The sequence below is a fragment of the Achromobacter pulmonis genome, from assembly GCF_002885955.2.
Classification (GTDB): domain Bacteria; phylum Pseudomonadota; class Gammaproteobacteria; order Burkholderiales; family Burkholderiaceae_B; genus Achromobacter; species Achromobacter pulmonis_A.
Window position 1 is genome coordinate 61,654 of record NZ_POQS01000010.1, and the last position, 26,244, is coordinate 87,897.

At 70.7% G+C, this 26,244-nt stretch carries 23 protein-coding genes; 11 read left to right on the forward strand and 12 right to left on the reverse strand.

The genetic code is table 11. The features are described 5' to 3' along the window. The first annotated feature begins 7 nt into the window (after positions 1-7). The 6 genes from C1I89_RS30165 to C1I89_RS30190 are packed head-to-tail and all read left to right on the forward strand — an operon-like array spanning position 8 to position 6,615. Positions 8-406: a chemotaxis protein CheW gene (locus C1I89_RS30165; RefSeq protein ID WP_440130674.1), complete on the forward strand. Its 399-nt coding sequence runs from the start codon at positions 8-10 to the stop codon at positions 404-406. Beyond that, positions 403-1,662, forward strand: coding sequence for a CheR family methyltransferase (locus tag C1I89_RS30170; RefSeq protein ID WP_102775943.1), 1,260 nt, complete (start codon positions 403-405; stop codon positions 1,660-1,662). The genes C1I89_RS30165 and C1I89_RS30170 overlap by 4 nt, the downstream gene beginning before the upstream one ends. Next, positions 1,655-2,314, forward strand: a complete 660-nt coding sequence (locus tag C1I89_RS30175; RefSeq protein ID WP_102775945.1) for a chemotaxis protein CheW — start codon at positions 1,655-1,657, stop codon at positions 2,312-2,314. The genes C1I89_RS30170 and C1I89_RS30175 overlap by 8 nt, the downstream gene beginning before the upstream one ends. Then, on the forward strand, positions 2,311-4,551 hold the full coding sequence (locus C1I89_RS30180) for a hybrid sensor histidine kinase/response regulator (RefSeq protein WP_102775946.1): 2,241 nt from the start codon (positions 2,311-2,313) through the stop codon (positions 4,549-4,551). Before C1I89_RS30175 ends, C1I89_RS30180 begins: the two co-directional genes overlap by 4 nt. Then, positions 4,548-5,558 (forward strand): chemotaxis response regulator protein-glutamate methylesterase, encoded by a 1,011-nt coding sequence (locus C1I89_RS30185; RefSeq protein ID WP_102775947.1) that lies wholly within the window; start codon positions 4,548-4,550, stop codon positions 5,556-5,558. Before C1I89_RS30180 ends, C1I89_RS30185 begins: the two co-directional genes overlap by 4 nt. A gap of 34 nt (positions 5,559-5,592) precedes the next feature. Beyond that, positions 5,593-6,615, forward strand: a complete 1,023-nt coding sequence (locus tag C1I89_RS30190; protein ID WP_102775948.1) for a response regulator — start codon at positions 5,593-5,595, stop codon at positions 6,613-6,615. A gap of 212 nt (positions 6,616-6,827) precedes the next feature. Here C1I89_RS30190 and C1I89_RS30195 read toward each other — a convergent pair whose 3' ends face one another. Next, the gene (locus C1I89_RS30195) at positions 6,828-7,307 is read right to left on the reverse strand and encodes an Lrp/AsnC family transcriptional regulator (protein ID WP_102775949.1); all 480 of its coding nucleotides are present in this window, start codon (positions 7,305-7,307) and stop codon (positions 6,828-6,830) included. 168 nt (positions 7,308-7,475) lie between these two features. On the opposite strand from C1I89_RS30195, the gene C1I89_RS30200 reads away from it, so the two are divergent. Then, a complete protein-coding gene (locus C1I89_RS30200; protein WP_102775950.1) occupies positions 7,476-8,759 on the forward strand; it encodes a cystathionine gamma-synthase family protein in 1,284 nt (427 codons plus the stop codon). A 2-nt stretch (positions 8,760-8,761) separates the two neighbouring features. Here C1I89_RS30200 and C1I89_RS30205 read toward each other — a convergent pair whose 3' ends face one another. After that, positions 8,762-10,270 carry an MFS transporter gene (locus C1I89_RS30205; RefSeq protein WP_102775951.1) on the reverse strand — a complete coding sequence of 503 codons (1,509 nt, stop codon included), beginning with the start codon at positions 10,268-10,270 and terminating at the stop codon, positions 8,762-8,764. A 96-nt stretch (positions 10,271-10,366) separates the two neighbouring features. On the opposite strand from C1I89_RS30205, the gene C1I89_RS30210 reads away from it, so the two are divergent. Beyond that, a complete protein-coding gene (locus tag C1I89_RS30210) occupies positions 10,367-11,257 on the forward strand; it encodes a LysR family transcriptional regulator (protein ID WP_102775952.1) in 891 nt (296 codons plus the stop codon). Here C1I89_RS30210 and C1I89_RS30215 read toward each other — a convergent pair. The 8 genes from C1I89_RS30215 to C1I89_RS30250 all read right to left on the reverse strand — a co-directional run bounded on the left by C1I89_RS30215 (position 11,254) and on the right by C1I89_RS30250 (position 21,133). Continuing rightward, on the reverse strand, positions 11,254-11,940 hold the full coding sequence (locus C1I89_RS30215) for a GntR family transcriptional regulator (RefSeq protein WP_102775953.1): 687 nt from the start codon (positions 11,938-11,940) through the stop codon (positions 11,254-11,256). The genes C1I89_RS30210 and C1I89_RS30215 overlap by 4 nt on opposite strands. A gap of 175 nt (positions 11,941-12,115) precedes the next feature. Further along, a complete protein-coding gene (locus C1I89_RS30220) occupies positions 12,116-13,102 on the reverse strand; it encodes a tripartite tricarboxylate transporter substrate binding protein (protein ID WP_102775954.1) in 987 nt (328 codons plus the stop codon). Positions 13,103-13,150: 48 nt separating this feature from the next. Beyond that, the gene (locus C1I89_RS30225) at positions 13,151-14,152 is read right to left on the reverse strand and encodes a Bug family tripartite tricarboxylate transporter substrate binding protein (RefSeq protein WP_102775955.1); all 1,002 of its coding nucleotides are present in this window, start codon (positions 14,150-14,152) and stop codon (positions 13,151-13,153) included. 34 nt (positions 14,153-14,186) lie between these two features. Beyond that, positions 14,187-15,437, reverse strand: a complete 1,251-nt coding sequence (locus C1I89_RS30230; RefSeq protein ID WP_102775956.1) for a CaiB/BaiF CoA transferase family protein — start codon at positions 15,435-15,437, stop codon at positions 14,187-14,189. A gap of 4 nt (positions 15,438-15,441) precedes the next feature. Beyond that, complete coding sequence (locus tag C1I89_RS30235) at positions 15,442-16,578, reverse strand: acyl-CoA dehydrogenase family protein (RefSeq protein WP_102775957.1); 1,137 nt, start codon at positions 16,576-16,578, stop codon at positions 15,442-15,444. Between the two features lie 12 nt (positions 16,579-16,590). Then, complete coding sequence (locus C1I89_RS30240) at positions 16,591-17,787, reverse strand: acyl-CoA dehydrogenase family protein (protein ID WP_102775958.1); 1,197 nt, start codon at positions 17,785-17,787, stop codon at positions 16,591-16,593. A 14-nt stretch (positions 17,788-17,801) separates the two neighbouring features. Continuing rightward, positions 17,802-18,983 carry an acetyl-CoA C-acyltransferase gene (locus C1I89_RS30245; protein WP_102775959.1) on the reverse strand — a complete coding sequence of 394 codons (1,182 nt, stop codon included), beginning with the start codon at positions 18,981-18,983 and terminating at the stop codon, positions 17,802-17,804. A gap of 26 nt (positions 18,984-19,009) precedes the next feature. Then, positions 19,010-21,133, reverse strand: a complete 2,124-nt coding sequence (locus C1I89_RS30250; protein WP_102775960.1) for a 3-hydroxyacyl-CoA dehydrogenase NAD-binding domain-containing protein — start codon at positions 21,131-21,133, stop codon at positions 19,010-19,012. 147 nt (positions 21,134-21,280) lie between these two features. Here C1I89_RS30250 and C1I89_RS30255 point away from each other — a divergent pair, with 147 nt between their 5' ends. The 3 genes from C1I89_RS30255 (at position 21,281) to sodC (ending at position 24,237) form a co-directional block, all read left to right on the forward strand. Beyond that, positions 21,281-22,210 (forward strand): LysR family transcriptional regulator, encoded by a 930-nt coding sequence (locus C1I89_RS30255; RefSeq protein WP_102775961.1) that lies wholly within the window; start codon positions 21,281-21,283, stop codon positions 22,208-22,210. 38 nt (positions 22,211-22,248) lie between these two features. Continuing rightward, on the forward strand, positions 22,249-23,574 hold the full coding sequence (locus C1I89_RS30260) for a DUF445 domain-containing protein (protein WP_102775962.1): 1,326 nt from the start codon (positions 22,249-22,251) through the stop codon (positions 23,572-23,574). Between the two features lie 138 nt (positions 23,575-23,712). Beyond that, complete coding sequence (sodC, locus tag C1I89_RS30265; RefSeq protein ID WP_102775963.1) at positions 23,713-24,237, forward strand: superoxide dismutase family protein; 525 nt, start codon at positions 23,713-23,715, stop codon at positions 24,235-24,237. Positions 24,238-24,241: 4 nt separating this feature from the next. Here sodC and C1I89_RS30270 read toward each other — a convergent pair whose 3' ends face one another. After that, positions 24,242-24,865 carry a glutathione S-transferase family protein gene (locus C1I89_RS30270; protein WP_102775964.1) on the reverse strand — a complete coding sequence of 208 codons (624 nt, stop codon included), beginning with the start codon at positions 24,863-24,865 and terminating at the stop codon, positions 24,242-24,244. A gap of 85 nt (positions 24,866-24,950) precedes the next feature. After that, entirely contained in the window at positions 24,951-26,171 is a 1,221-nt protein-coding gene (locus C1I89_RS30275; protein WP_102776055.1) for an MFS transporter, read from the reverse strand. Between the last annotated feature and the right edge of the window lie 73 nt (positions 26,172-26,244).

Genomic DNA, 26,244 nt, shown 5'->3' on the forward strand with positions numbered 1-26,244 from the left:
CGCCGAGGTGCTGGGCCTGCGCGCGCTCAAGCAGGTGCCCGGCGCGCCGTCGTGGGTGGCCGGCATGCTGGAGCGCCGCGGCGCGGCGGTCCCGGTCATCGACATGAGCGCGCTCGCCGGACGGGGGGCGGCGGCGGCCGTGACCAGCACGCGGCTGGCGCTGGTGCGCTACCGCGGCGCGCCGCAAGCCGAACCGCGGCTGCTGGGGCTGATCCTGGAGCAGGCCACGGAAACCGCGCATTTCGACCCGGCCGCGTTCCGGCCGGGCGGGCTGGATCATCCCGAGGCCCGCTACCTGGGGCCGGTGCTGAGCCACGCCGGCGGCCTGGTGCAGGCCGTACGCGTCGACGATCTGCTGCCGGCGGCGGTGCGCGCGCTGCTGTTTCCGGATGAGGCCCGGCCATGATGCTGGCCGACGATTTCAGCGCGCTGCTCAAGCGGCGCATGGGCCTGGACAGCGGCTCGATCGGCAAGGCGGCCGTGGAGCGGGCGGTGCGGCGCCGCATGAGCGTGGCCGGCGTGGACGACGAGGGCGATTACCTGCAGCATGCCCGCAGCTCGCTCGACGAAATGCAGCAGCTGATCGAAGCGGTGATCGTGCCGGAGACCTGGTTCTTCCGGTATCCGGAGTCGCAGGCCGCGATGGCCGCGCTGGCGCGCGAGCGCCTCTACGCTCCAGGCGCCGAGCACCGCGTGCTGCGGGTACTGAGCCTGCCGTGTTCCAGCGGCGAAGAACCGTATTCCATCGTCATGGCGCTGCTGGACGCCGGCGTGCCGGCCGAACGCTTCCAGGTGGACGCGGTGGACATCAGCGTGCGCATGGTCGAGTTCGCGCAGCGCGCCGTGTATGGCCGCAACGCATTCCGCGGCGACGACCTGGCCTATCGCGACCGTTATTTTTCCGAAACCGGCGACGGCCATCTCCTGGCCGGGCACGTGGCCGCGCGCGTGCGGTTCCGTTCGGGCAACCTGTTCGATCCGGGGCTGCTGGCGGGCGTCGCGCCGTACGACTTCGTGTTCTGCCGCAATCTGCTGATCTATTTCGACGCGGCCACGCAGGAACGCGCCGTGCAGGTGCTGCTGCGCCTGGCGCGAGACGACGGCGCGCTCTTCGTCGGCCCGGCCGAGACCAGCCTGCTGACGGCGCGCCGGCTGCCCGCGCTGCCGATGGCGCGCGCCTTCGCCTTCGGCGCGCGCGCCTTGCCGGCGGCGGCCAAGGCCGCGCCGCGGCCGGCGCGCCCGCTGGCGCATGGCTGGACGCCGCCCCGGCGGGCGCTGCCGCAGGCGCCCGCACCGGGCCTGGCCCGGCCGCACGCCGCGCGGCCCGCGCCGGCGCCGGCCAGGCAGGACGCCGATGCCTCGTTGCAGCGCATAGCCGCTCTGGCGGACCAGGGGCGGGTGGACGAGGCCGCCGCGCAGTGCCAGGCCCATATCGACGCCCACGGGGTCAGCGCCGAGGCGCTGTATCTGCAAGGGCTGCTGCAGGACGCCGCCGGCGACGCGCGCCAGGCCCAGGCCGCGTACCGCAAGGCGCTGTACCTGGAGCCGACCCACCGCGAGGCGCTGCTGCACCTGGCCGCGCTGGTCGCCTCCGAGGGCGACCACGAGGGCGCCCGCCGCCTGCAGGCGCGCGCGGCGCGCGAGGAGACGCGCCGTGAGTGAAACCCTGGACAGGCTGGCCGACGTGGACGACTGCTGGAACCGCATCGGCATCCGCGGCGACCAGAGTTGCGCGCAGTTGGCGGGCCACGTGCATTGCCGCAACTGTCCGGTCTATGCCGCGGCCGCCAAGCGCATCCTAGACCGCCTGCCGCCGCAGATGGCCGAGGGCGACGGCGCCGCGCCGGAGCCCGCGCATGGCGACCTGTCCGCGCTGCTGGTGTTCCGCGTCCAGCGCGAGTGGCTGGGCCTGCCAGCGCAGGCGCTGGACGAAGTGGCGAGCGTGCGCCGCATCCTGGGCCTGCCGCACCGCCGCGACCCGGCGATGCTGGGCGTGGCCAATGTGCGGGGCACGCTGACCGTATGCGTGTCGCTGGCGCGGCTGCTGGGCCTGGAGGCCGCGCCCGAGGCGCGCGAGCGTCCGGCCGCGGCGCGCATGCTGATCCTGGGCGGCGCGGGCCGCGCGGTGGTGCTGCCGGTCGACGAGGTGCAAGGCATCCACGCCGTCGAACTGGACCGCCTCGAACCGCTGCCTGCCACGGTGGACGGCGCCGCGCTGAAATACACGCGCGGCGTGGCGCGCGCCGGCGGCCGCGCCGTGGGCGTGCTGGACGAAACCCTGCTGATGCAGGCCTTGGAACGGAGCCTGGCGTGAACCCGGAACAGATGCGCGACGCCTCGCTCCTGGAGTTGTTCCAGATCGAGACCCGCACCCAGGTGCAGGTGCTCAACGACGGCCTGCTGGCGCTGGAGCACGACCCCACGTCGGCGCCGCACCTGGAAGCCTGCATGCGCGCCGCGCATTCGCTCAAGGGCGCGGCGCGCATCGTGGACCTGCACCCCGCGGTGCGCATCGCGCACGCGATGGAGGACTGCCTGGTCGAAGCGAAGGAAGGGCGGCTGCGGCTGCAGGCCGCCGATATCGACGCCTTGCTGCTGGGCGCCGACCTGCTGCAGCGCGTGGCCACGCCGGGCGTGGAACTGGGCGGCGAGATCGACGATCTGGTGGCCCGGCTGAGCGGCGCGGCGCATGCGCCGCAGGCCGCGGCCGTTGCGCCGCCCGCGATGCCGGCCATCCCGGAACCGCCGGAAGTTCCCGTGGCGCTGCCGGCGCGGCGCAAGTCCGACCTCGGCGCGGGCGAGGGCGAGCGGGTGCTCCGGGTTACCGCGGACACGCTCAACCGCTTGCTGGGCCTGTCCAGCGAAACGCTGGTGGAGTCGCAGTGGATCGCGCCGTTCGGCGCGTCCATGCTGCGCCTGCGGCGGCTGCAGGCCGGTGCGTTGCAGGCGCTGGAAGGCGCGCGCACCGCGCTGGCCGGCAAGACGCTGGACCCGGGCGCGCAGGCCGCGCTGGAGGACGCCTACCGCATCGTCGAACAATGCCAGCAGGAACTGTCGCAGCGCACCGGCGAGGTCGACGAGTTCGGCTGGCGCATGGGCCATCTGGCGCGGCGCCTGTACGACACGGCGCTGGCCTGCCGCATGCGGCCCTTCGGCGACGGCGTGGGCGGCATGGCCCGCATGGTCCGCGACCTGGGCCGCGCGCTGGGCAAGCAGGTGCGCCTGGAGATCGAGGGCGAGTCCACCCAGGTCGACCGCGACATCCTCGAGAAGCTGGGCGCGCCGCTGACCCATCTGCTGCGCAACGCCGTCGATCACGGCATAGAAATGCCGGCGGTCCGGGCGGCGGCCGGCAAGCCGCCGGAAGGCCTGATCCGGCTGGCGGCGCGGCACGCGGCCGGCATGCTGCTGATCGAACTGAGCGACGACGGCGCCGGCATCGCGCCCGAACGGCTGCGCGACGAAGTGGTGCGGCGCAAGCTGGCCAGCGCGGAGACCGCGGCGCGGCTCAGCGAGGCCGAGCTGCTGGAATTCCTGTTCCTGTCCGGCTTCAGCACGCGCGGCGAGGTCACCGAGATCTCGGGCCGCGGCGTCGGGCTGGACGTGGTGCAGACCATGGTGCGACAGTTGCGCGGCGCCGTGCGCATCCAGCAGCAGACCGGGCAGGGCACGCGCTTCATGCTGGAGATGCCGCTGTCGCTGTCGGTGGTGCGCAGCCTGCTGGTCGAGATCCAGGAGCAGATCTACGCTTTTCCGCTGGCCTACGTCAGCCATGCCCTGCAGGTGCGGGCCGAGGACATCGAGCAATTGGAAGGGCACCAGCATTTCCGGTTCATGGGCCGGCAGATCGGGCTGGTGTCGGCGCGGCAGATCTTGCACACCGACCAGCCCGCGCCGTATTCGGAAACGGTCAGCGTGGTGCTGGTGGGCGAGCACGACCGACTCTACGGCATCGCCGTGGACCGCTACGTCGGCGAGCGCACGCTGGTCGTGCAGCCGCTGGACCCGCGCCTGGGCAAGGTGCAGGACGTGATGGCGGGCGCGCTGATGGACGACGGCACGCCGCTGCTGATCCTCGACGTGGAGGACATGCTGGTGTCGGTGCAGAAGCTCGTCGAAGGCGGGCGGCTGGCGCGGGTCGACGGCCCGGGCGCGGCGGCCCCGGCGCGGCGCCGCAAGCGCGTGCTGGTGGTGGACGATTCGCTGACGGTGCGCGAACTGGAGCGCAAGCTGCTGCTGAACCGCGGCTTCGACGTGGCCGTGGCGGTCGACGGCATGGACGGCTGGAACATGCTGCGCAGCGAATCCTTCGACCTGGTCGTGACCGACGTGGACATGCCGCGCATGGACGGCATCGAGCTGGTGTCGTGCATCAAGACCGATCCCAGGCTGCAAACCCTGCCGGTCATGGTAGTGTCCTACAAGGACCGCGAAGAGGACCGCCGGCGCGGGCTGGACGCCGGCGCCGACTACTACCTGGCCAAGGGCAGCTTCCATGACGACGCTTTGCTCGACGCCGTCGAAGACCTGATCGGAAAGGCGCACACGTGAGAATCGGGATCGTCAACGATATGCCGATGGCGGTGGAGATGCTGCGGCGCGTGATCGCGCTGGAACCGGCATTCCAGGTGGCGTGGGTGGCGGCCGACGGCCAGGAGGCCGTGGACCTGTGCGCGCGCGACCGCCCGGACCTGGTGCTGATGGACCTCATCATGCCGGTGATGGACGGGGTCGAGGCGACCCGGCGCATCATGGGGGCCACGCCCTGCGCCATCGTGGTGGTCACCTCCGACGTGGCCCGCCATACTTCGCGGGTTTTCGACGCCATGGGCCACGGCGCGCTGGACGCGGCCGACACGCCCGTGGTGGGCGCGGCCGATCTGGGCGCCGCGGCCGCGCCGCTGTTGCGCAAGATCCGCAACATAGGCTGGCTGATCGGCCGCTACGGCAGGCGTCTGCCGCTGAGCCCGGTGGCCGTGCCGGCGCCGCAGGCGCATGCGCAGGGGCTGCTGGTCATCGGCGCTTCGGCCGGCGGACCGGCGGCGCTGGCGCAGCTGCTGTCCGGCATCGCGCCGGGCTTTCCGGCCGGCATCGTGCTGGTGCAGCACGTGGACGCCTCGTTCGCCGCCGGCATGGCGGACTGGCTCAACGAGCAGGCGCGGCTGCCGGTGCGGCTGGTGCGCGAGGGCGAGCAGCCCGCGCCGGGCCAGATCCTGCTGGCCGGCACCGACGATCATCTGCGGCTGCTGGCCGATGGTACGCTGCGCTATGCGGAAGATCCCAAGGAAAGCCTGTACCGGCCTTCCATCGACGTGTTTTTCCATAGCGTCGCGCAGCATTGGCGCGGCCGGGCGGCCGGCGTGCTGCTGACGGGCATGGGCCAGGACGGGGCGCGCGGCCTGCGGGCGCTGCGCGAACGGGGCTGGCTGACGATCGCCCAGGACCAGGCCTCCAGCGCCGTCTACGGCATGCCCAAGGCCGCGGCCGCCATGCAGGCGGCCGTGGAAATCCGCCCATTGGACCAAATCGCTTCCCGCCTCACGCAGGCCTTTGCCTGAGCGGCCGGACATTGAACAAAAAGAAGGACTGAATATGTACCCTCCCACAGAAGGCGCGGCGCCGTCTAACCTGCAATCGCACGCGGCCATGGTGCTGCTGGTGGACGACCAGGTCATGGTCGGCGAGGCCATCAGACGGGCGCTGGCGGCGGAGGGCAATATCGACTTCCACTACTGCTCGGACCCGGAAAAAGCGCTGACCGTGGCGATCCAGACGCGGCCCACGGTCATCCTGCAGGACCTGGTGCTGCCCGGCGTGGACGGCCTGAGCCTGGTGCAGCAGTACCGCCAGCATGCGGTCACGCGCGACATTCCCATTATCGTGCTGTCCACCAAGGAAGACCCGGCGATCAAGAGCGCGGCGTTTTCGGCCGGCGCCAACGACTACCTGGTGAAGCTGCCCGATTCCATCGAGCTGGTGGCGCGCATCCGCTACCACTCGCGCTCGTATATGGCGCTGGTGCAGCGCGACGAGGCCTACCAGGCGCTGCGCCAGAGCCAGCAGCAGCTTCTGGAAAGCAATATGGAGCTGCGCCGCCTGACCAATTCGGACGGCCTGACCGGCCTGGGCAACCGCCGCTATTTCGACGAGTACCTCACCGCCGAATGGCAGCGCGCGCAGCGCGACGGCCGCGAGATCAGCATGTTGATGATCGACGTGGACCACTTCAAGTCCTACAACGACACCTACGGCCACATCGCCGGCGACGAGGCGCTCAAGCGCGTGGCCGGCACTATCTTCGCGAGCTGCGACCGCTCCACCGACCTGGCGGCGCGCTTCGGCGGCGAGGAGTTCGCGCTGGTGCTGCCCGGCACGCCCGCCGGCAGCGCGCGGCTCGCGGCCGAAAAGCTGCGCCGCGCCATCGAGGCCATGCAGATTCCGCAGAAGGACGCCGGCTCGGGCCCGTGGCTGACGGTAAGCATCGGCGCGGCCACCGCGGTGCCGCGCGAAGGGCAGGCCTGCACCGACCTGATCCAGGCGGCCGACCGCGGCCTCTACCAGGCCAAGCGCCAGGGCCGCAACCGGGTGGTGGCGGGGGCGCTGGAGGCCGTGTAGCGTCGTGGCGTAGGATGGGTGCAGCGCGAGCGTTCTTGGACAAGAACACATAAGCTCAGCGCGCGAAACCCATCAGGCGGCGCGAGCCGCCGCCTTTCGTGGCAAGAGGCCAACATCAGCACGCGGCGAAAAACGGCGGCTCGCGCCGCCTGATGGGTTTCGCGCGTTCGGCAGCCGGGTTCTTGCCTCAGAACTCCCGCGCTGCACCCATCCTACAAATGCAGCTTCGCCGACGACTTGACCTCGTGCATCGACAGCGTGCTCAGCAGTTCCTTCACGCCGGGCAGCGGGCGCAGGCGGTTGCGCACGAAGTCCGAATAGGCGTCGAAATCGCGCGCCACGATGTGCAGCAGGTAATCGTGCTGGCCGGTGGTGTTGTGGCAGGCCAGCACCTCGGGCATGGCGAGCACGCCGGCCTCGAACGCGCGGCAGGTCTTTTCGGTATGGTTTTCCAGCGAGATGCTGACGAAGGCCACCACGCCCATGCCCAGCGCGCGGCGGTCCAGGATGGCCTGGTAGCCGCGGATCACGCCGGTGTTCTCCAGGCGCTTGAGGCGCTTCCAGCAGGGCGAGGCCGACAGCGACACGCGCTCGGCCAGCTCGGCGTTGCTGAGCCGCCCATCTTCTTGAAGGATTTTCATGATTTTCCAATCGATCGCATCAAGTTGATGTAACGAGGCAGTGTCTTTCATCGGGTTTGGCTTCAAGGAAAGGTTGTTTCCCATTATCGCCGCCACGCAATAGAAATGGAAAGAATATTGGCGGCCGGCGCAGCCATACTGCCATGCATACCCGCGCCGCCGGCGCTATCGTCTGCGCATGCGCGATTTCCACCCCGGGACTACCGAGAGAGGCAGATCATGAGTTACTCCAGCTACCACAAGAAAGACATCTTCGGCCGTCCGCTGCACGCCGAAACGCAGATGATGTCCTACGGCTTCGACCCCTTCCTGTCGGAGGGCGCGGTCAAGCCGCCGGTATTCCTGACCTCGACCTTCGCGTTCCGTTCGGCCGAGGACGGGGCGGCGTTCTTCGATCTGGTGTCGGGCCGCAAGCCGCTGGGGCAGGACGAGGCCGCGGGGCTGGTCTACAGCCGCTTCAACCATCCCAACCTGGAGATCGTGGAGGACCGCCTGGCGCTGCTGGACGGCTCGCAGGACGCCGCCGTGACCTCCAGCGGCATGTCGGCGATCAGCGCGGTGTTCCTGGCGTTCCTGCGTCCGGGCGACCAGCTGGTGCAGTCGGTGCCGCTGTATGGCGGCACCGAGACCCTGATCTCGCGGATCTTTCCGGAATGGGGCATAGGCTCGCACGCGGTGCGCGACGGCCTGTCGGCGGCCAGCATGCGCGAGGCGCTGGAGGCGGCGGCCGCGCGGGGGCCGGTGCGCCTGTTCTATGTGGAAACGCCGGCCAACCCGACCAATGCGCTGATCGATTTCGCGGCCATGAAGAGCGAGCTCGACGCGTTCGAAGGCCGCCACGGCTACCGTCCCATCTCGGTCTGCGACAACACGCTGCTGGGGCCGATTTTCCAGAAGCCGGCCGAACATGGCGTGGACCTGTGCGTGTATTCGCTGACCAAGTATGTCGGCGGCCATAGCGATCTGGTGGCCGGCGCGGTCACCGGCGGCAAGGACCTGATCAAGAAGGTGCGCGCCATCCGCAGCGCGTTCGGCTCGCAGCTCGATCCGCATTCGTGCTGGATGATCACGCGCTCGATGGAGACCGTGGTGCTGCGCATGAAGCAGGCGGCGCGCACGGCGACCAAGGTGGCGCAATGGCTGGCCGGCAATCCGCTGGAGAAGGTGCAGCTGTTCCACCCCGAGCTCATCGCCGACAGCGCCTACCAGGAGGTCTACAAGCGCCAGTGCACCGGGCCGGGCTCGACCTTCGCCTTCGTGCTCGACGGCGGGCGCGAGAAGGCGTTCCGCTTCATCAACGCGCTGCATCTGTTCCGCTCGGCGGTGAGCCTGGGCGGCACCGAATCGCTGATCTGCCATCCGGCCTCCACCACGCACTCGGGCGTGCCGGCGGCCGAGCGCGAGGCCGCCGGGGTGTCGGAAGGATTGATCCGGGTCTCCATCGGGCTGGAGCACGAAGAAGACTTGATCGCCGACATGGAACACGCGCTGCGCAGCTGCTGAGTTCAGGCGGGCAGCCGGCGGCGGTTGAGCAGCACGAACGCCGCCGTGGCCAGCAGCAGCAAGGTGGCCGTGGCCAGCACGGCGGCGTAGCCGGTGTCGAACGCGCCGCGGGCCAGCGCCGCCAGCGCGGCGCCCAGGTCGGCCGGCACGTGCTCGGCCACGATGAGCGCCTGGTCCAGGCTGTCGCGCGCGGCGTCCGCGGGCAGGCCCGCCGGCACGTCCAGCGCGTGGGCGTACACGCCCGACAGGATGGAGCCCATCAGCGTGACGCCCAGCGCGCCGCCCAGCTCATAGGACACCTCTTCGATCGAGGCCGCCATGCCGGCGCGCTCGGGCGTGGCGCTTTGCATGATGGTGCTGGAGGCCGCCGTCATGGTGGCGCCTATGCCCAGGCCCAGCACGCACAGGCTGGCCATCTGGGGCAGGATGGAAGCGTCATAGCTGAGCAGGTAGCCGGCCATGCCGGCGCCCGAGACCAGCAGCGCCAGGAACAGCAGGCGCGGTCCGTCGACGCGTCCCAGCAGCCAGCCCGCCAGCGGTCCGGACACGAAGGCGGCCAGCGACAGCGGCAGGATGAAGAGCGCGGCCTCCAGCGGCGACTTGCCCATGACGAGCTGCAGCCGCTGGCTGAACACCAGCTCCATGCCCAGCAGCGCGGCAGCGGCGAACAGCGCCGCCGCCACCGCCGACGAGAAGGCGCGGTTGCGGAATATCGCGAAGTCGATCAGCGGATAGGGCCGCCCGCGCTGGCGCCGCGCGAACACCGCGAGCAGCGCCGCGCCCGCGGCGCAGGCCAGCGCGGCGTGAGTCCACGAGGGCGCGGGCTTGCCCAGTTCCTTGAGCGCGTAGGCGCACAGGATCAGCCCGGCCATCACCTGCAGCGAACCGGCCAGGTCCCACGGACGCCCGGTCTGCGGCCGGCTGGCCGGGATGCAGCGCCACGCCAGCGGCAGGGCCAGCAGCACGATGGGCACGTTGATCAGAAACACCGAGCCCCACCAGAAATGCGCCAATAGCGCGCCGCCGATGACCGGGCCGATGGCCGCGCCGCCCGAGGCCACCGAGGCCCAGATGCCGATGGCGACCGCGCGCTCGCGCTCGTCGGCGAAGGTCAGGCGCAGGATGGACAGCGTGGCCGGCATCATCATGGCCGCGCCCACCGCCAGCAGCGCGCGCGCCGCGATCAGCGCGGCCGCGCCGGGCGCATAGGCGGCGGCCAGCGAGGCCACGCCGAACACCGCCAGGCCGGCCATGAACAGGCGCTTGTGGCCCAGCCGGTCGCCCAGCGTGCCCATGCCCAGCAACAGGCCCGAGACCACCAATGCGTAGATGTTCACGATCCACAGCTTGGCCGAGGCGCCGACGTTCAGTTCATGCGTCAGGCGCGGCAGCGCGGTGTAGAGCACGGTCATGTCGACCACGATCAGCAACAGGGCGCTGGACACAATGGCCAGCACCAGCCAGCGGCCGGGCGCGGCCGTGGCGACAGCGTTCGGTTCAGTCCGCTGCATGGTTCCACTCCTTCAAGAGGCGCTATTATTCATCAGGTAATTCGTACGAAAAAGTTTGATTTCATCTATTTAGTAGATGGATAACGGGAGAACCGCATGCAATGGACGCTGGAGCAGCTGCGCCAATTCGTGGCCGCGGCGCAGGCCGGATCGTTCTCCGCGGCCGCGCGCCAGCTGGGCCGGGCGCAGTCGGCCGTCAGCACGTCGGTGGGACTGCTGGAGGCCGACCTGGGGGTGGAACTGTTCGACCGCTCGCGGCGCAACGCCACGCTGACCCCGGCCGGCGAGGTGATGCTGCAGGAGGCGCGCGAACTGCTGCGCCAGGCCGGCGGGCTGGAACAGCGCGCGCTGGCGTTCGCCGGCGGGCGCGATGCGCGCCTGTCGATCGCGCTGGACGAGGCCTTGCCGCATCTGGTGCTGGGCGCCTTGCTCAAGGAACTGGCCGAGCGCTTTCCGGCGCTGGAGCTGACCCAGCTGAACGGCACCGCCACCGAGGTCGCCGACTACCTGCGCCAGGGCCGCGCCAGCCTGGCCTTCCACCTGGACCGGGGCGATCCTGGCCCGTCCTTTGCGCATCGCCGCCTGGGCGACGTGGCGCAGGGCATTTTCGTGGCTCGCGGGCATCCGCTGGCCGCGCTGCCCGCCGCCGGGCGCAGCGACCTGGCCCGGCACCGGCAACTGGTCATGCAGATGGATGGCGTCGACGACCTGGTGCTGAGCCCCACGGTATGGCGCGCCGACAGCTGCTACGCCATCGCGGCCATGGCGGCCGACGGCGTGGGCTGGGCCATCCTGCCGCTCAATATCGCGGAGTACGAAGGCAATCGCCAGGCGCTGATCCGGGTGCCCAGCGAGGACCTGTCGCTGCCGATGCTGCCGGTGCGCAGCCTCTGGCTGCAGGGCGGCAGGCTGGGCGAAACCGAGAGCTGGATGCAGCAGCGCATGGAGCAGCTGCTGCGCGAGCAACTGCGCGCCGGGGCGCGCTAGCGCAACAGCGCGCTGACCAGGTCGCCGTCGCTGCGCCCGCCCTGGGAGAAGTCCAGCGCGGTCTGCACGTGTTCCAGGTGCGCGTCCATCAGCGCGCAGGCGCGCTCGGCGTCGCCGGCGCGGGCCGCGTCGATGAACTCCTGGTGTTCGCGCGACGAGCAGCTCGCGTCGCGCGAGCTCTGGTAAAGCATGGTGATCACGGCGCTGCGGGCCGACAGCTCGCGCAGCATGCCGGTCAGCACCGAATTGCCGACCACCTCGGCCAGCAGGATGTGGAAATGGCCCAGCAGCTGGTTGCGCGCCTGCACGTCGCCGCCTTCCAGCGCGCGGCGCTCGGCCGCCAGGTGGGCGTCGATGCGGCGGTAGTCGGCGGCCGTGGCGCGCGCCACGAATTCGCGCGCCAGCGCGGCCTCGAGGATGCGGCGCACGGCGTAGACCTCGCGCGCCTCGTTGGCGTCGGGCTTGCTGACGAAGGCGCCCTTGTCGGGAACGATCTGGATCAGCTTGTCCTTGGACAGCATGAGCAGCGCGGCGCGCACCTTGGTGCGGCTGACCTGGTAGACGCGGCCCAGCGCCTCTTCGCGCAGGCGGGTGCCGGGCGGAAGCTGGTGCGCCACGATGGCGGCCGCCACTTTCCTGGCGATGTCGTCGGCGCTGAGATCGGTGGGGACGTCCTGGGGCATGGGCGGCGGCGGGGGAATACGGGCAGCCAGTCTAGCAAATGTCGGATGGGGGGGCGAGATGGGTTCCGCGCGTTCCGTGACGGGGTTCTTGCGTCGGGAATCGCGCGCTGCACCCATCCTACGTCCCTGGCGCTTCCAGCGCGCGTAACCCATCTTCCGCCCGCCACCCGCTCCGTCAATTCTTCGCCATCAATCCCAGATACTCGATCAGGGACTTCTCCTTGACATAGGTTTCCTGGGCCCAGGCCTTGTAATCCTGGCTGTCGCGGTAGGCGGGTTCCTGGTTCAGCTGTTTCATGACCTCCATGCTGGCCGGGTCGTACAGCGCGCGCTTGAAGGCGTCGTGCAGCGTCTTGACCACGGCGGGGTCCATGCCCTTGGGGCCGGCCAGGCCGTAGGGCGAGGTCGACACGACCTTGTAGCCCAGTTCCTTGGCGGTGGGCACGTCGGGCCAGCGGGTGGTGCGTTTTTCGCCGAAGGTGACCAGCAGGCGCATCTTGCCGGCGTCGACGAACTGGTCCCAGCCGGTGGCGTCGCTCTGCGCCATGACGTGGCCGCCCAGCAGGGCCTGCTGCATGTCGGCGTTGCCCTTGAAGGGCACGTGGTTCAGCTTGACCTTGGCGTTGATGGCGACTTCCTCGATCAGCAGGTGGGGCGAGGAGCCCACGCCGGTGGAGCCGTAGTCGATGGTGCCCGGCGCCTTGCGCGCGGCCTCGATGTATTCGTTGAAGGTCTTGTAGGGCGAGTCGGCGCGCACGGTGAAGCCGAAGGTGTAGCCCGACAGCCCGATGATGAAGCTGAAGTCGTTGATCGGGTCCCAGCTGCTTTTCTGCATGTAGGGCATGCGCAGCATCGCCAGCGTGTACAGGCTGATGGTGTAGCCGTCGGGCTTGGCGGTCTTGGCCATGGTGGACGGGCCCAGGGTGCCGCCGGCGCCGGGCCGGTTTTCGACGATGACGGGCTGGCCCAGGTATTTGGCGGCGTCCTGTGCCACGATCCGGAGGTGGCGGTCGGTGGAGCCGCCGGCCGGGAAGGGCACGATCAGCGTGATGGGCTTGGACGGGAACGCGGCCTGGGCGCCGGCCTGCAGCGGCAGGACGGCGCCCAGCGCCGCGGTCAGCGCCAGTCCCAGGCAGGCGCGGCGGGTGATGGATGGTTGCATGTGCTTGGTCTCCTCTGGTGGACGCCGCCGGTTCCGCCCGGTCGGTCGTTATTCTGCGGTCATGCCTTTGTCGCGCGCGAGCGCGCCCCATTTCTGGTAGTCGTCGGCGATGCGCCGGCCCATCGCGTCGGCCGGCTCATAGTGCGCGATGGTGCCCGCGCCGATGAGCTTGGCCTGGATCGCCGGGTCGGCCAGGATGGCCTGGACTTCGCGGCCGAGCCGTTCGATCACCGCGCCGGGCGTGCCGCGCGGCGCCAGCAATCCGCCCCAGGACACCGCGTCGAAACCGTCGAAGCCCTGTTCGCCGATGGTGGGCACGTCGGGCAGCACGGACACGCGGCTGGGCGAACCGACCGCCAGCGCGCGCAGCTTGCCCGCCTGGATATGCGGCAGGGCCGCCACCAGGTCGGCGTACATCATGGGCACCTGTCCGCCTATCGTGTCGGTGATGGCGGGCACGCCGCCCTTGTAGGCCACGTGCTGCATGCGGAAGTCGCCCACGTCCTGCAGCCGTTCCATGGTCATGTGGCCGAAGCTGCCGGCGCCCGAGCTGGTGTAGTTCAACTCGCCGGGGTGGGCGCGGGCATAGTCGACCAGCTGCTTCAGGCTGGCGACCTCGGGCAGCTTCTGCGGATTGGTCACGACCACGATGGGCAGGTCGTACACCGTGGCCACGGGCTGGAAGTCCTTGGGCGTCTCGTAGCCGACGTTCCTGTAGAAGAAGGGCGCGAACAGCGTGGGCGTGGCCAGCATCATCAGGGTGTAGCCGTCGGCCGGCGAACGCTTGAGCAGGTTGGCGGCGATCGACCCCGAGGCGCCGGGCCGGTTCTCCACGATGACGGGCTGCCGCAGCCGCGCTTCGAGCTGCTGGCCGATCAGCCGCGAGGCCACGTCGGTCGGGCCGCCGGGCGGAAACGGCACGATCAGCCTGATGGGCTGGCTGGGATAGGATTGCGCGGCCGCGCCGCCCGCCACGAGCAGGCTTGCCGCCAGGGCCAGCACGGCGCGCCGGGCGCGGGAGGGATGGGTGCACGAAATCGGTGCCGTCATGATCGATGTTCCTGGTCTGCGTTCTTCGGAGATTTCAATCGGCGCGGCCGTCGCCGGGCAGGGTCAGCACGCCCTGCGCCTGCAAGGCCTCTAGCTGCGCGTCGCTCATCTGCAGCAGGCGCTGCAGCACGTCGCGCGTGCCTTCGCCCAGCGTGGGCGGGGCGTGGCGGATGGGCAGGCGCTGCCCGTCCAGGCGGTACGGCGGCGCATAGACGTGCGTGCTGCCGGCCACGGGGTGCGGCAGTTCCTGCACCAAGCCGCCGCGGCGCGTGCGCGGGCCGGTCAGGGCTTCGTGCAGCCCCAGCACCTCGCCGCAGGGAATGCCGCACTCGGTCAGGCGCGCCAGCAGCAGGTCGCGCGGGAATTCGCGGATCAGGCCGGTCACCACGGGCAGCAGGGTCAGGCGGTTCCTGGCGCGCTCGACGTTGGTGGCGTAGCGCGGGTCCTCGACGATGTCGGGCCGCATCACCACCTGGCGGCAGAATTTGTCGAACTGCGCATTGGTGCCGACCGCGATGATGAGCGGGCCGTCGGCGGCTTCGAACATGCCGTAGGGCACGATGGACGGATGGGCGTTGCCGTAGCGCTGCGGGTCGCGGCCCAGCAGCAGGGCGTCCAGGCCGTAGTAGCTGGTGACCATGATGCCGCAGTCGTACAGCGCCATTTCGATCAGGCGGCCGCGGCCGCTGCGTTCGCGCCGGTAGAGCGCGGCCAGGACGGCCTGCGCGGCGTACATGCCGGTCATCATGTCCACCGCCGCGACGCCGAATTTCAACGGCGGCTGCTGCGCTTCGCCGTTGATCGCCATGAGGCCGGTCTCGCCCTGGATGACGAGGTCGTAGCCGGGGCGCGCCGCCTCGGGTCCGGAACTGTCGTAGCCGGCGATGGCGCAATAGATCAGGTCGGGCTTGACGGCCTTGAGCTGCTCGTAGCCCAGGCCCAGCTTCTCGGCGCCGCCGCTCTTGAAGTTGTGGATCACCACGTCGAACTGCGGCAGCAGGCTGTAGACGATCTCCACGCCGGCGCTGGACTGCAGGTCCAGCGTGATGGACCGCTTGTTGCGGTTCATGCTGTTGTAGTAGGTGGTCTCGCCCTTGCCGATGCGCAGGCCCCAGTCGCGCGTGTCGTCGCCGCGCACCGGGTGTTCGACCTTGACGACCTCGGCGCCGAAGTCGGCCAGCACCTGGCCGCACAGCGGGCCGGCGAAGACGCGGGAAAGGTCCAGGACCCGCACGCCTTCGAGCGGCAGGTCGAGGGCGTCGGGGGGCGGGGTGCCGCTGTTCATGGCATTACTCCTGCGGGGCCAGTGCGATGAAACGGGCGAGATGATGGTCTTCGTCGCCGAACTGATGGTCGATCATGACCAGGCGCTTGGCATAGTGGGCCAGCGGCAGTTCCCAGGTCATGCCGATGCCGCCGTGCAGCTGGATGCATTCTTCGGCCACCAGGATGCCCACGCGTCCGATGGTGTACTTGGCGGCCGACAGCGCGCGCTCGCGCGTGGCGCGGTCGGCATGGCCGAGCTGGGCGGCGGCGTTGATGACGGCCGAGCGCGCCTGTTCGATCTCCAGCAGCACGTCGGCCATGCGGTGCTGCAGGGCCTGGAAGCGGCCTATCGGCACGCCGAACTGCTTGCGGGTCTGCAGGTATTCGAGGGTGGCGTCGCGCGCGGCGTCCATCGCGCCCACGGCTTCGGCGCACAGCGCCAGCACGCCCTTGCCGATGCTGCGTTCCAGCACGGCATGGCCGGCGCCGGCCTGGCCCAGCAGGGCGTCGGCGCCCACGCGCACATGGTCCAGGGTCAGGTCGCCGGCGCGGCCGCCGTCGATCAGGGGGTAGCCCTGCACCCGCAGGCCGGGCGCGCCGGCCGGGACCAGGAAGAGCGAAATGCCGTCGGCGTCGTCGTCGCCGCCCGAGGTGCGCGCCGACACCACGAACAGGCCGGCCTGTTCGGCGTGTCCCACCACGGCCTTGGCGCCGTCGAGCCGCCAGCCGTCGCCGTCGCGCTCGGCGCGGGTCCGCACGTGCGCCAGCTCGTAGCCGGCCTGCGCCTCGGCGTGGGCCAGCGACACGATGGCGGCGCCGGACTGCAGCTCGGCCAGCACGGCCTTCTGCGTCGGCGTGCCGGCCGCGGCGATGGCGTGGCCGGCCACCAGCGCGTCCAGGAAGGGCTCCACCACCAGCCCGCGGCCCAGGGCCTCGAACACGACCGCGATGTCGAATCCGGCGCCGCCCAGGCCGCCGTCGTCTTCCGGGAACAGCGCGCCGATGGCGCCCAGCTCGGCATAGCGCCGCCAGAAGTCCGCGCTATAGCCCTGGGACGAGCGCGCGATGTCGTCGCGCACGGCGAAACCGTACTGCTCGGCCACGAAGCGTCGCAGCATGTCCGACAGCATGCGCCGGTCTTCGGTATGGTCGAAATTCATCTGCTTGATTCCTTACAGTCCCAGGATCATCTTGGAGATGATGTTCTTCTGGATTTCGTTCGAGCCGCCGAAGATCGACAGCTTGCGGAAGTTGAAGTACTGCGCGGCGGCGCTGTCGGCGCCGTCCGGCCCGATCTGCGGGCCGTCATAGCCGTCTTCGAGCGCCTGCTTCACGTAGGGCCGGGCATAGACGCCCATGGCGCGGCGGTTGAGCGCCGTGATTTCCTGGCGGATCTGGGTGCCGCGGATCTTCAGCATCGAGCTTTCGGCGCCGGGCGCGCCGCCGTGGGCGGCCGCGGCCAGCACGCGCAGATTGGTCACGCGCATGTTGTCCAGTTCGATCTCGACGCGCGCCAGCCGCGCCGCGAACAGCGGGTCCTCGGCCAGCGGCTTGCCGTTCTTGCGCTGGCGCGCCGCCACGGCCTTGAGCTGCTGCAGCGCGGCCGTCGACAGGCCCACGCCGGCGATATTGGTGCGCTCGTAGGTCAGCAGGTACTTGGCGCAGGACCAGCCGCGGTTTTCTTCGCCCACCAGGTTGGCCACGGGCACGCGCACGTCGGAGAAGAACACTTCGTTGACTTCGTGGTCGCCGTCCAGCGTGACGATGGGGCGCACCTCGATGCCGGGGCTGTTCATGTCGATGAGCAGAAAGCTGATGCCTTCCTGCGGCTTGCCTTCGCTGCGCGTGCGCACCAGGCAGAAAATCATGTTGGCGTGCTGGCCCAGCGTGGTCCAGGTCTTCTGGCCGTTGACGACGTAGTGGTCGCCGTCGCGCACCGCGGCGGTCTTGAGCGAAGCCAGGTCGGAGCCGGCGCCGGGCTCGGAATAGCCCTGGCACCACCAGTCCGAACCGTCGAGGATGCGCGGCAGCCAGTGGCGCTTCTGCGCTTCGTTGCCGTACTTGATGAGGACCGGGCCCAGCATGCTCAGGCCGAAGGGTACGATGCGCGGGGCGTGGGCCAGGGCGCATTCGTTCTCGAAGATGAACTTCTGCACGGCGCTCCAGCCGGTGCCGCCGTATTCGCGGGGCCAGTGGCTGGCCAGCCAGCCGCGCGCGTTCAGGATGGCGTGCCAGCCTTCCATGTCGGCCTTGGACAGGTGGCGGTGCCCGCGCACCTTGCGCGCCAGTTCCGGCGGCAGTTCGGCCGCCAGGAAGGCGCGCACTTCGGCGCGGAACGCTTCTTCTTCGGGGGTGAAAGTCAGATCCATGGTTGCTCTCGTGATCAATAGATTTCGAACAGTCCGGCCGCGCCCATGCCGCCGCCCACGCACATGGTCACGACCGCGTAGCGGGCGCCGCGGCGGCGGCCCTCCAGCAGCACGTGGCCGGCCAGGCGCGCGCCGGTGACGCCGAACGGATGGCCCAGCGCGATAGCGCCGCCGTTGACGTTCAGGCGTTCCATGGGGATGCCGAGTTTTTCCTGGCAATACAGGGCCTGCGAGGCGAAGGCCTCGTTCAGTTCCCAGAGGTCGATGTCCTGCACCGACAGGCCGTGGCGGGCCAGCAGCCTGGGCACGGCGTAGACCGGGCCGATGCCCATCTCGTCGGGTTCGCAGCCCGCGATCGCCAGGCCGCGGAACGCGCCCAGCGGCTGGATGCCGGCGCGCTGCGCCTGCGAGGCCTCCATCAGCACGCAGGCCGCGGCGCCGTCGGAAAGCTGCGAGGCGTTGCCGGCGGTGACGAACTGGCCGGGGCCGCGCACCGGCGCCAGCGCGGCCAGCGCCTCGTAGGTCGTGCCGGGACGGTTGCAGGTGTCGCGGTCCACGGTCACTTCGCGTTCGCTGACCGTGCCGGTGGCGCGATCGGTGACGGCCATGGTGGTGGTGACGGCGATGATTTCTTCGCGGTAGCGGCCGGCGGCCTGCGCGGCCTCGGCGCGCGCCTGGCTCTGGGCGGCGAAACGGTCCTGGGCCTCGCGGCTGATGCCGTAGCGCGCCGCGACGATGTCGGCGGTCTCGATCATGGGCAGGTAGAGCTCGGGCTTGTTGGCCACGATCCACGGGTCCATGCCGCTGACGCCGTCGTCGCGGGTGCGGATCTGCGAAACGCATTCCACGCCGCCGGCGATCATGGCTGGCGCGCCGTCCATGACGATGCGGCTGGCGGCGCTGGCGATGGCCTGCAGGCCCGAGGCGCAATAGCGGTTGACGGTGGCGCCGCCCACGCTCAGCGGCAGGCCGGCGCGCACCACCGCCTGGCGGCCGATGTTGCGGCCGGTGGCGCCCTCGGGGTAGCCGCAGCCGATGATGGCGTCCTCGATCAGCGCCGGGTCCACGCCGGCGCGCTCGACCGCGGCGCGCACGGCGTGGGCGGCCAGCGTGGGGCCGGCGATCAGGTTGAATTCGCCGCGCCCCGCCTTGGTGATCGGGGTGCGGGCGGTGGAGACGATAACGGCTTCACGCATGGCAATGGCCTTCTGCAGGTTGAAATTCAGGCGTTGCGGTTCAGGCTGGCGAAATCGCGGCCGCTCTCGGCCAGTTCGACCAGCAGCGGCGAGGGCTTCCAGAACGCCGGGTCCTGGGCCGCGTACTCGCGCAGATCGGCCAGGATGCGAGGCAGGCCCGCCTGGTCCGCGTAGTGCATCGGCCCGCCGCGGTAGCGCGGAAAGCCGTAGCCGGACAGGGCCACTACGTCGATGTCCGACGGCCGCAGGGCGATGCCTTCGCTCAGCACGTTGGCCGCTTCGTTGATCATGGCGGCCAGGTAGCGGCGCTGGATCTCTTCCTCGGAGAAGGCGCGCGGGCTGACGCCGGCGCGCCGGCGTTCGGCGTCGATGATGGCCAGCACCTCGGAGTCGGGCTGGCCCTGGCGCGCGCCGTCGGGGTAGAGGTAATAGCCGCGGCCGGTCTTCTGGCCGAACCAGCCGCGTTCGCACAGGCGGTCGGCGATCTGCACATAGCGCAGCGCCGGGTCGCGGGTGGCGGCGCGGCGCTTGCGCGTGGCCCAGCCGATGTCGCCGCCGGCCAGGTCCATCATCTGGTAGGGGCCCATCGGATAGCCGAAGGCGCGCACGGCGGCGTCGATCTCGTAGGGCGAGGCGCCGTCTTCCATCATCATGTCGGCGGCCTGGCGGTAGGCGGCCAGGATGCGGTTGCCGATGAAGCCGTCGCAGACCCCGGCGCGCACCGGGATCTTGCGCAGCCGGCGCGCCAGTTCGAAGCCGGTGGCCACGGTGTCGGGCGCGGTCCGGCTGCCGACCACCACTTCCAGCAGCTTCATGATGTTGGCCGGCGAGAAGAAGTGCAGGCCCAGCACGTCGGCCGGGCCGCGGGTGGCCTGGGCGATGCGGTCCACGTTCAGGTACGAGGTGTTGGTGGCCAGCACGGCGCCGGGCTTGGCCACGCGGTCCAGCTGCGCGAACACGGCGAGCTTGGCGTCCATGTCCTCGTAGATGGCTTCGATGATGAGGTCGGCCTCGGCCAGCGCGTCGTAGGACGTCGCGCCGGTGAAGCGCGCCAGGCGGGCGGCGCGTTCGTCCGCGTCCATCCGTCCTTTGCCGACCAGCAGGTCGTATACCCGCGCGACGCGCGCGCGGCCGCGCTCCAGGGCCGCCTCGTCCTGCTCGACCATCACCACCGGCAGGCCGGCGTCCAGCACCGCCACGGCGATGCCGGCGCCCATGGTGCCGCCGCCCACGACGCCGATCCGCTCCAGCCGCCGCGGCCGGGCCTGCGTCAGTTCCGGCGCCTTGGCGGTCGCGCGTTCGGCGAAGAAGGCGTGCACCAGGCCGGCGCGCTGCGGGCTGTCCAGGCATTGCAGGAACAGCGCGCGTTCGGCTTGCAAGCCCTGTTCGAAAGGCAGTTCGATGGCGGCGCGCACGGCCTCGACGATGCGCGCCGGCGAATACAGCCCGCGGGAGGTGGCGGCGACGCGCTCGGCGGCGGCGTGGACCGCGGCCAGGGCCGCCGGCTTGTCGGCCAGGGCGGCGCTCGCGTCGCGGGTGCGGCGCGGGCCGGCGTGCATGGCGAGCAGCTGGCGGGCATGGGCCAGGCCGGCGCCGAGCGCGTCGTCGCCGTCGGCCACCGCATCGACCAGCCCGGCGGCCAGCGCGTCCTGGGCCGACAGGTGGCGGCCCGACAGCATCAGGTCCAGCGCGGCCTGCGCGCCCATCAGGCGCGGGGCGCGCTGCGTGCCCCCGGCGCCGGGCAACAGGCCCAGATTGACTTCGGGCAGCCCCAGCCTGGCGCCGGGCAGGGCCACGCGATAGTGCGCGGCCAGCGCCACTTCCAGTCCCCCGCCCAGCGCGGCGCCGTGCAGCACGGCCACCACCGGCTTGGGACTGGCTTCGATCAGGTTGCACACCTCGGGCAGCGAAGGCGGCTGCGGCGGCTTGCCGAATTCGCGGATGTCGGCGCCGGCGATGAACGCCTTGCCGGAGCCGGTCAGCAGGATGGCGCGGACCTGCGCGTCGTCCCGGGCCTGGCTCACGGCCCGCGCCAGGCCGGCGCGCACCGCGGCGCTCAGGGCATTGACCGGGGGATGGTCGATGGTCACGACCAGGATGTCCTCGTAGCGGCGCGCGTGAACCGCGCCGGTGCTTGCGCTGTCTGTCATGGACAGGTGTCTCCGTCAGGGCATGCCGGGTTGGCCCGCCTCTTTTTTGTGTGCCATATTCTTTCCCAGTCAATAAGTCTTGACAATTCCAGCCGCAATTGACATAACGTTTAAAAAAATTTGACGATGGCCGTGTAGGAGAGGCGGATGGACACCAAATCCCTGACCTTGCTGGTGGAAATCCTGGATGCCGGCAACCTGAGCGAGGCGGCGCGCCGGCTGAAGATGACGCGCGCCAACGTCAGCTATCACCTGAGCCAGCTGGAACGCTCGGTCGGCATGCAGCTGGTGCGGCGCACGACGCGGCGGGTCGAACCCACCGAGATCGGGCTCAAGCTCTATCGCCACGGCCGCAACATCCAGGATGAGATCACCGCGGCCCGCGAATCGGTCGAGACTCTGGGCAAGACGCCGCAGGGCAAGGTGCGGCTGAGCGTGCCCAGCGGCTACGGCGGTTTCGTGATGACGCCCTGGCTGCTGGAGTTCAAGCAGGCCTATCCGGACATCGTGCTGGACGTGCTGTTCGAGAACAGCGTGGACGACCTGCTGCGCGACGAGGTCGACATCGCGGTGCGCATCATGTCCGAGCCGCCGCAGAACCTGGTGGCGCGCGAGCTGGGCCAGGTCCGCTACGTGGCCTGCGCGTCGCATGCCTATGCCGCCGCCCGCGGGCTGCCGCAGCGTCCCGAGGACCTGGCCAATTGTCCGGTCATCAGCGCCGCGGTCATCGGCCGGCCGTTGCGGCTGTCGGCCTATTACGGCGGCCTGCCGCGCCAGCACGTGGTGCTGGAGCCCACGGTGGTTTCGCGCAATTACGTTTTCCTGCGCGACGCGATCCGCGCCGGGCTGGGGGTGGGCATCGTGCCGGATTACGTGGTGCACCGAGACCTGGCCGCCGGCGAGCTGCTGCCCGCCCTGACGCCGTGGCGGCTCAGCATTTTCGGGCGCGCCATGTATATGCTGTACATGCCGAACCGGCACCATCCGCGGGCCATCTCGATGATGATCGAATTCATACTGGCGCGCGCCCAGGCCAGCCATGAAGGCATGCCGGGCCTGCTGGCCCCGGCCGGGTAGCGCCTGCTGGCCCTGGCCCCCCTCATCCCGGAGACTCCATGACAGACACGTCCACGTCCGGCGCCGCCCGCGCGACCCGTTCCGCCCTGGCGTCCGAGGCGCGCCGCGCGCAGCTGCGGCGCATGAAGATCGGCGCGCTGGCGTTGCTTGCGGCCATGATGGGCGGCTTCGTCCTCAGCCATGCGATGGGCGGGCAGGGGATCTGGGCCTGGGTGCGCGCCTTCTGCGAGGCGGCCACGGTGGGCGCGCTGGCCGACTGGTTCGCGGTGGTCGCGCTGTTTCGCCGCCCGCTGGGACTGCCGATTCCACATACCGCCATCATCCCGAGCAACAAGGACCGCATCGGCGACAACCTGGCGGTGTTCGTGCGCGACCACTTCCTGGACCCCGACGCGCTGATGGAAAAGCTGCGCGTGTTCGACCCGGCCGCGCGCCTGAGCCGCTGGCTGGGCCGCCCGCGCCAGGCGCGCGCGCTGAGCGAGGGCGCGCGCAACGTGGCGCTGCAGACGCTGGACCTGCTGGACGACCGCGCGGTGCGCGGCGTGATCCAGGAATTCGCGGTGAAGACCTTGCGCCGCTGGGACGCGGCCGACACGGCCGGCGAGGTGCTGGGCCTGCTCACGCGCGACGGCCGCCACCAGGAACTGCTGGACGCCGCGCTGGAACGGCTGGGCGGCTACCTGAGCGAAGAAGAGGTGAAGGCCCGCGCCTCGGGCCTGCTGGTCAAGTTCGCCAGGAAGGAATGGCCGCGCATCATCGCCGCGGTGGACGTGGTCAAGTCGGTCGAGGGCATCGCCGACAACCTGGCCGACCGGCTGGCGCGCGCACTGGTGGAAGAACTGCGCGACGTGCTGTCGCAGCCGGAGCATCCGGTGCGCCGCGACTACGAGGCCTGGGTGCTGAACTACATCCGCCGGCTGCGCGACGATCCCGCGCTGGCCGCGCAGGTCGAGGCGCTCAAGCAGCGCGCCATCGACCACCCCAAGGTGCAGGAATACGTGCAAGGCCTGTGGGACGACATCCACGCGGCGTTGCGGCGCGATCTGTCCGAGGAGGATTCGGCGCTGGCGCGCCACCTGGAAAACGCCTTGCTGGCGCTGGCCCGCAAGCTGGGCGAAGACCCCGGCCTGCGCGAGGCCGTCAACCGCCACGTGCTGGGCGGCGCGCGCCGCCTGACCGGCCGGCTGCGCAGCGGCGTCACCGAGCATATTTCGCGCACGGTGAAGAACTGGGACGAGCGCCACCTGGTCGACGAGCTGGAGCTGAGCGTGGGCAAGGACCTGCAATACATCCGCTTCAATGGCACCGTGGTCGGCGGGCTGATCGGCGTGGCGCTGCACGCGGTGGTGTCGGCGGTCTGGTGAGAGGCGCGGCAGGCCCGCGCCCTCCGTTTGTATCAGGAACGAAGATTGCTGGCGGGCGGCTCGGCGTGAATGCTATTGTTTTTGACGGCATGGGGCGGCGACCGGCCGGCCCTGGCCTGCGATTCCTGGAGGCACCACATGAAGAAAATATCGTTGCTGGTTTCGGCGCTTGCGCTGGCGGGCGCCGCCGGCGCGGCGTCGGCGGAAAGCGTTTCGATGTCCTTCCTGAGCGCGGACGGCGTGGGCAAGAGCGCCGGCACCATCACGGTCAAGGACACCAAGGGCGGGCTGGAGCTGACGCCGAACCTGAAGGGCTTGCCGCCCGGCGAACACGGCTTCCACGTGCACGAGAAAGGGTCTTGCGAGCCCGGCATGGTGAACGACCAGATGGCGCCCGGCGGCGCGGCCGGCGGGCACCTGGACCCCAAGGGAACCAAGGCCCACAAGGGACCGATGGCGACCGACGGGCACCAGGGCGACCTGCCGTTCATCGTGGTCGCGGCCGACGGCTCGGCCAAGAATGCGGTGGTCGCGCCGCACCTGAAGCTGGCCGACGTCAAGGGCCGCGCGCTGATGGTGCACGTGGGCGCCGACAACTACAGCGACACGCCCAAGCCGCTGGGCGGCGGGGGCGGACGCCTGGTCTGCGGCGTGGTGAAGTAGGCGCTCAGACCGTGCCGTTGCGGCCGTGCTGGCGGTAGCCTTCGCGCTCGGCCAGCCGGTCGTAATAGGCCTCGACGGCCGGCAGCCGCGGCTTGTCGAAGGGCGTGAGGAACCACCGGTTCACCGACAGGCCGACGGCGACGTCGGCCAGCGTGAAGGCCGCGCCCGACACATAGGCGCCGGTCTGTTGCAGGCGCTGGTCCAGGATGCCCATGAAGCGCGACCAGGCCTGGCACGAGGCCTCGATCGCGGCGGCGTCGCGGTGCGCGGCCGATTGCCGCGCCAGCGCCATGAAGGCATAGGACCAGGAACGGTTCAGGTCGCTGGCCTGCCAGTCCAGCCACTGGTCGACGCGGGCGCGCAGCTTCGGTTCGGCCGGATACAGCGCCTGGCCGCCGTATTGCGAAGCCAGGTAGCGGATGATGCTGTTGGACTCCCACAGCACGAAGTCGCCGTCCTGGATCACGGGCACCATGGCGTTGGGGTTGAGCGCCAGGAAACCGGGCTCTTGCGTGGGCCTGAACCCCGAACCCCAGTCTTCGCGCTCGAAAGGCAGCCGCAGTTCGGCGCAGGTCCACAGCACCTTGCGCACGTTGATGGATGAGGCCTTTCCGAGGATTTTCAGCATGCTGTGCGCGCCGCGCGCTCCGTTGGTATGAACGGGGCAGTCTAGCGGCGGGCGGGCGCGGCCGCCAGATACAGATGCGCGCCGATCAACCCGCAACAGTTGCGGGCTGGCTGCGCAGCCGCCGCACCGGCGAGCCGAACAGCACCGCGAACTGCACGGCGAAGCCGGCGGTGGACGCCCACAGGCAGGCTTCGATTCCGACCCGCGCGGCCAGCACGGCGCCGATCAGCGCGCCGACGGGGCGGGCGCCGTAGGTCGCGGTGAGGATCACCGAAGAGACCCGGCCCAGCATGGCGTTGGGCGTGACCGCCTGGCGCAGCGTGGTGGTGGTGATGGTCCACAGGATGGGGCCGGCGCCGAACAGGAACAGCCCGGCCGCCGCCCACGCGCCCGACGGATGCGCCAGCGTGGCCAGCAGCAGGAGGCTGGCCGCCAGCGCGGCCAGCGGACCCGCGCCGATCATGGCGCCGAAGGACAGCCGCCGGGCCAGCCACGGCGCCAGCAGCGCGCCGGCCACCATGCCGCCGCCATACACGCCCAGCGTCGCGCCGACGGCCGCGGCCGACAGGCCGAGCCGGTCCACGGCATAGGCCACGTAGACGGCCTGCAGCACGAACCAGGCGGTATTGAAGAACACGGCGGTCACCAGCACCGGGCGCAGCAGCGGATGCGCGGCGACGAAGGATGCGCCTTCGCGCAACTCGGCCAGCATGCGCCGCCGGGGCCTGGGCGCGGGCGTCTCGCGCGGCAGGCCGGCGAGCAGCAGCGCCGCCAGCAGCGACAAGGCCGCGGCCAGCGCGTAGGCGGGCCGCGCGCCCATCCAGCCGACCAGGGCGCCGCCGGCCGCGGGGCCGGCCGAAAACGCCGCGCTGCGCGCCAGTTCCAGCCAGCGGTTGGCGCTGGCCAGTTCGGCTTGCGCGACCAGCCGCGGCACCAGCGCGGGCGCGGCCACGTTGTAGGCCACGGTGCCCAGCGCGCCCGCGAATCCCAGGGCGGCCAGCCAGCCCAGGTTCAGCAGGTTCGTCCACAACAGCGCCAGCAGGCCCAGCAGGCTGGCCGCGCGCACGGCCTCGGCCACGCTCATCAGGGTGCGGCGCGGCATGCGGTCGGCTAGCACGCCGGCCGGCAGCGACAACAGCAGGAACGGCAGGGTCTGGGCGGCCTGCAGATAGCCGGTCTGCGCGGCGCTGGCGCCCAGCGCCAGCACCGCCACCAGGGGCGCGGCGGCCAGCGCCATCTGTTCGGAGGACTGGGCCGCCAGGTTGGAGGCGGCCAGGCGGCGGAAGGCGCGGGGCAGGGCGGGCATGGAAGCGGGGCGCAGGAACGGCGAGGGCACGATCATGATCGCGCCCCGGCCCGCCGGCACTCCGTTTCTTGCC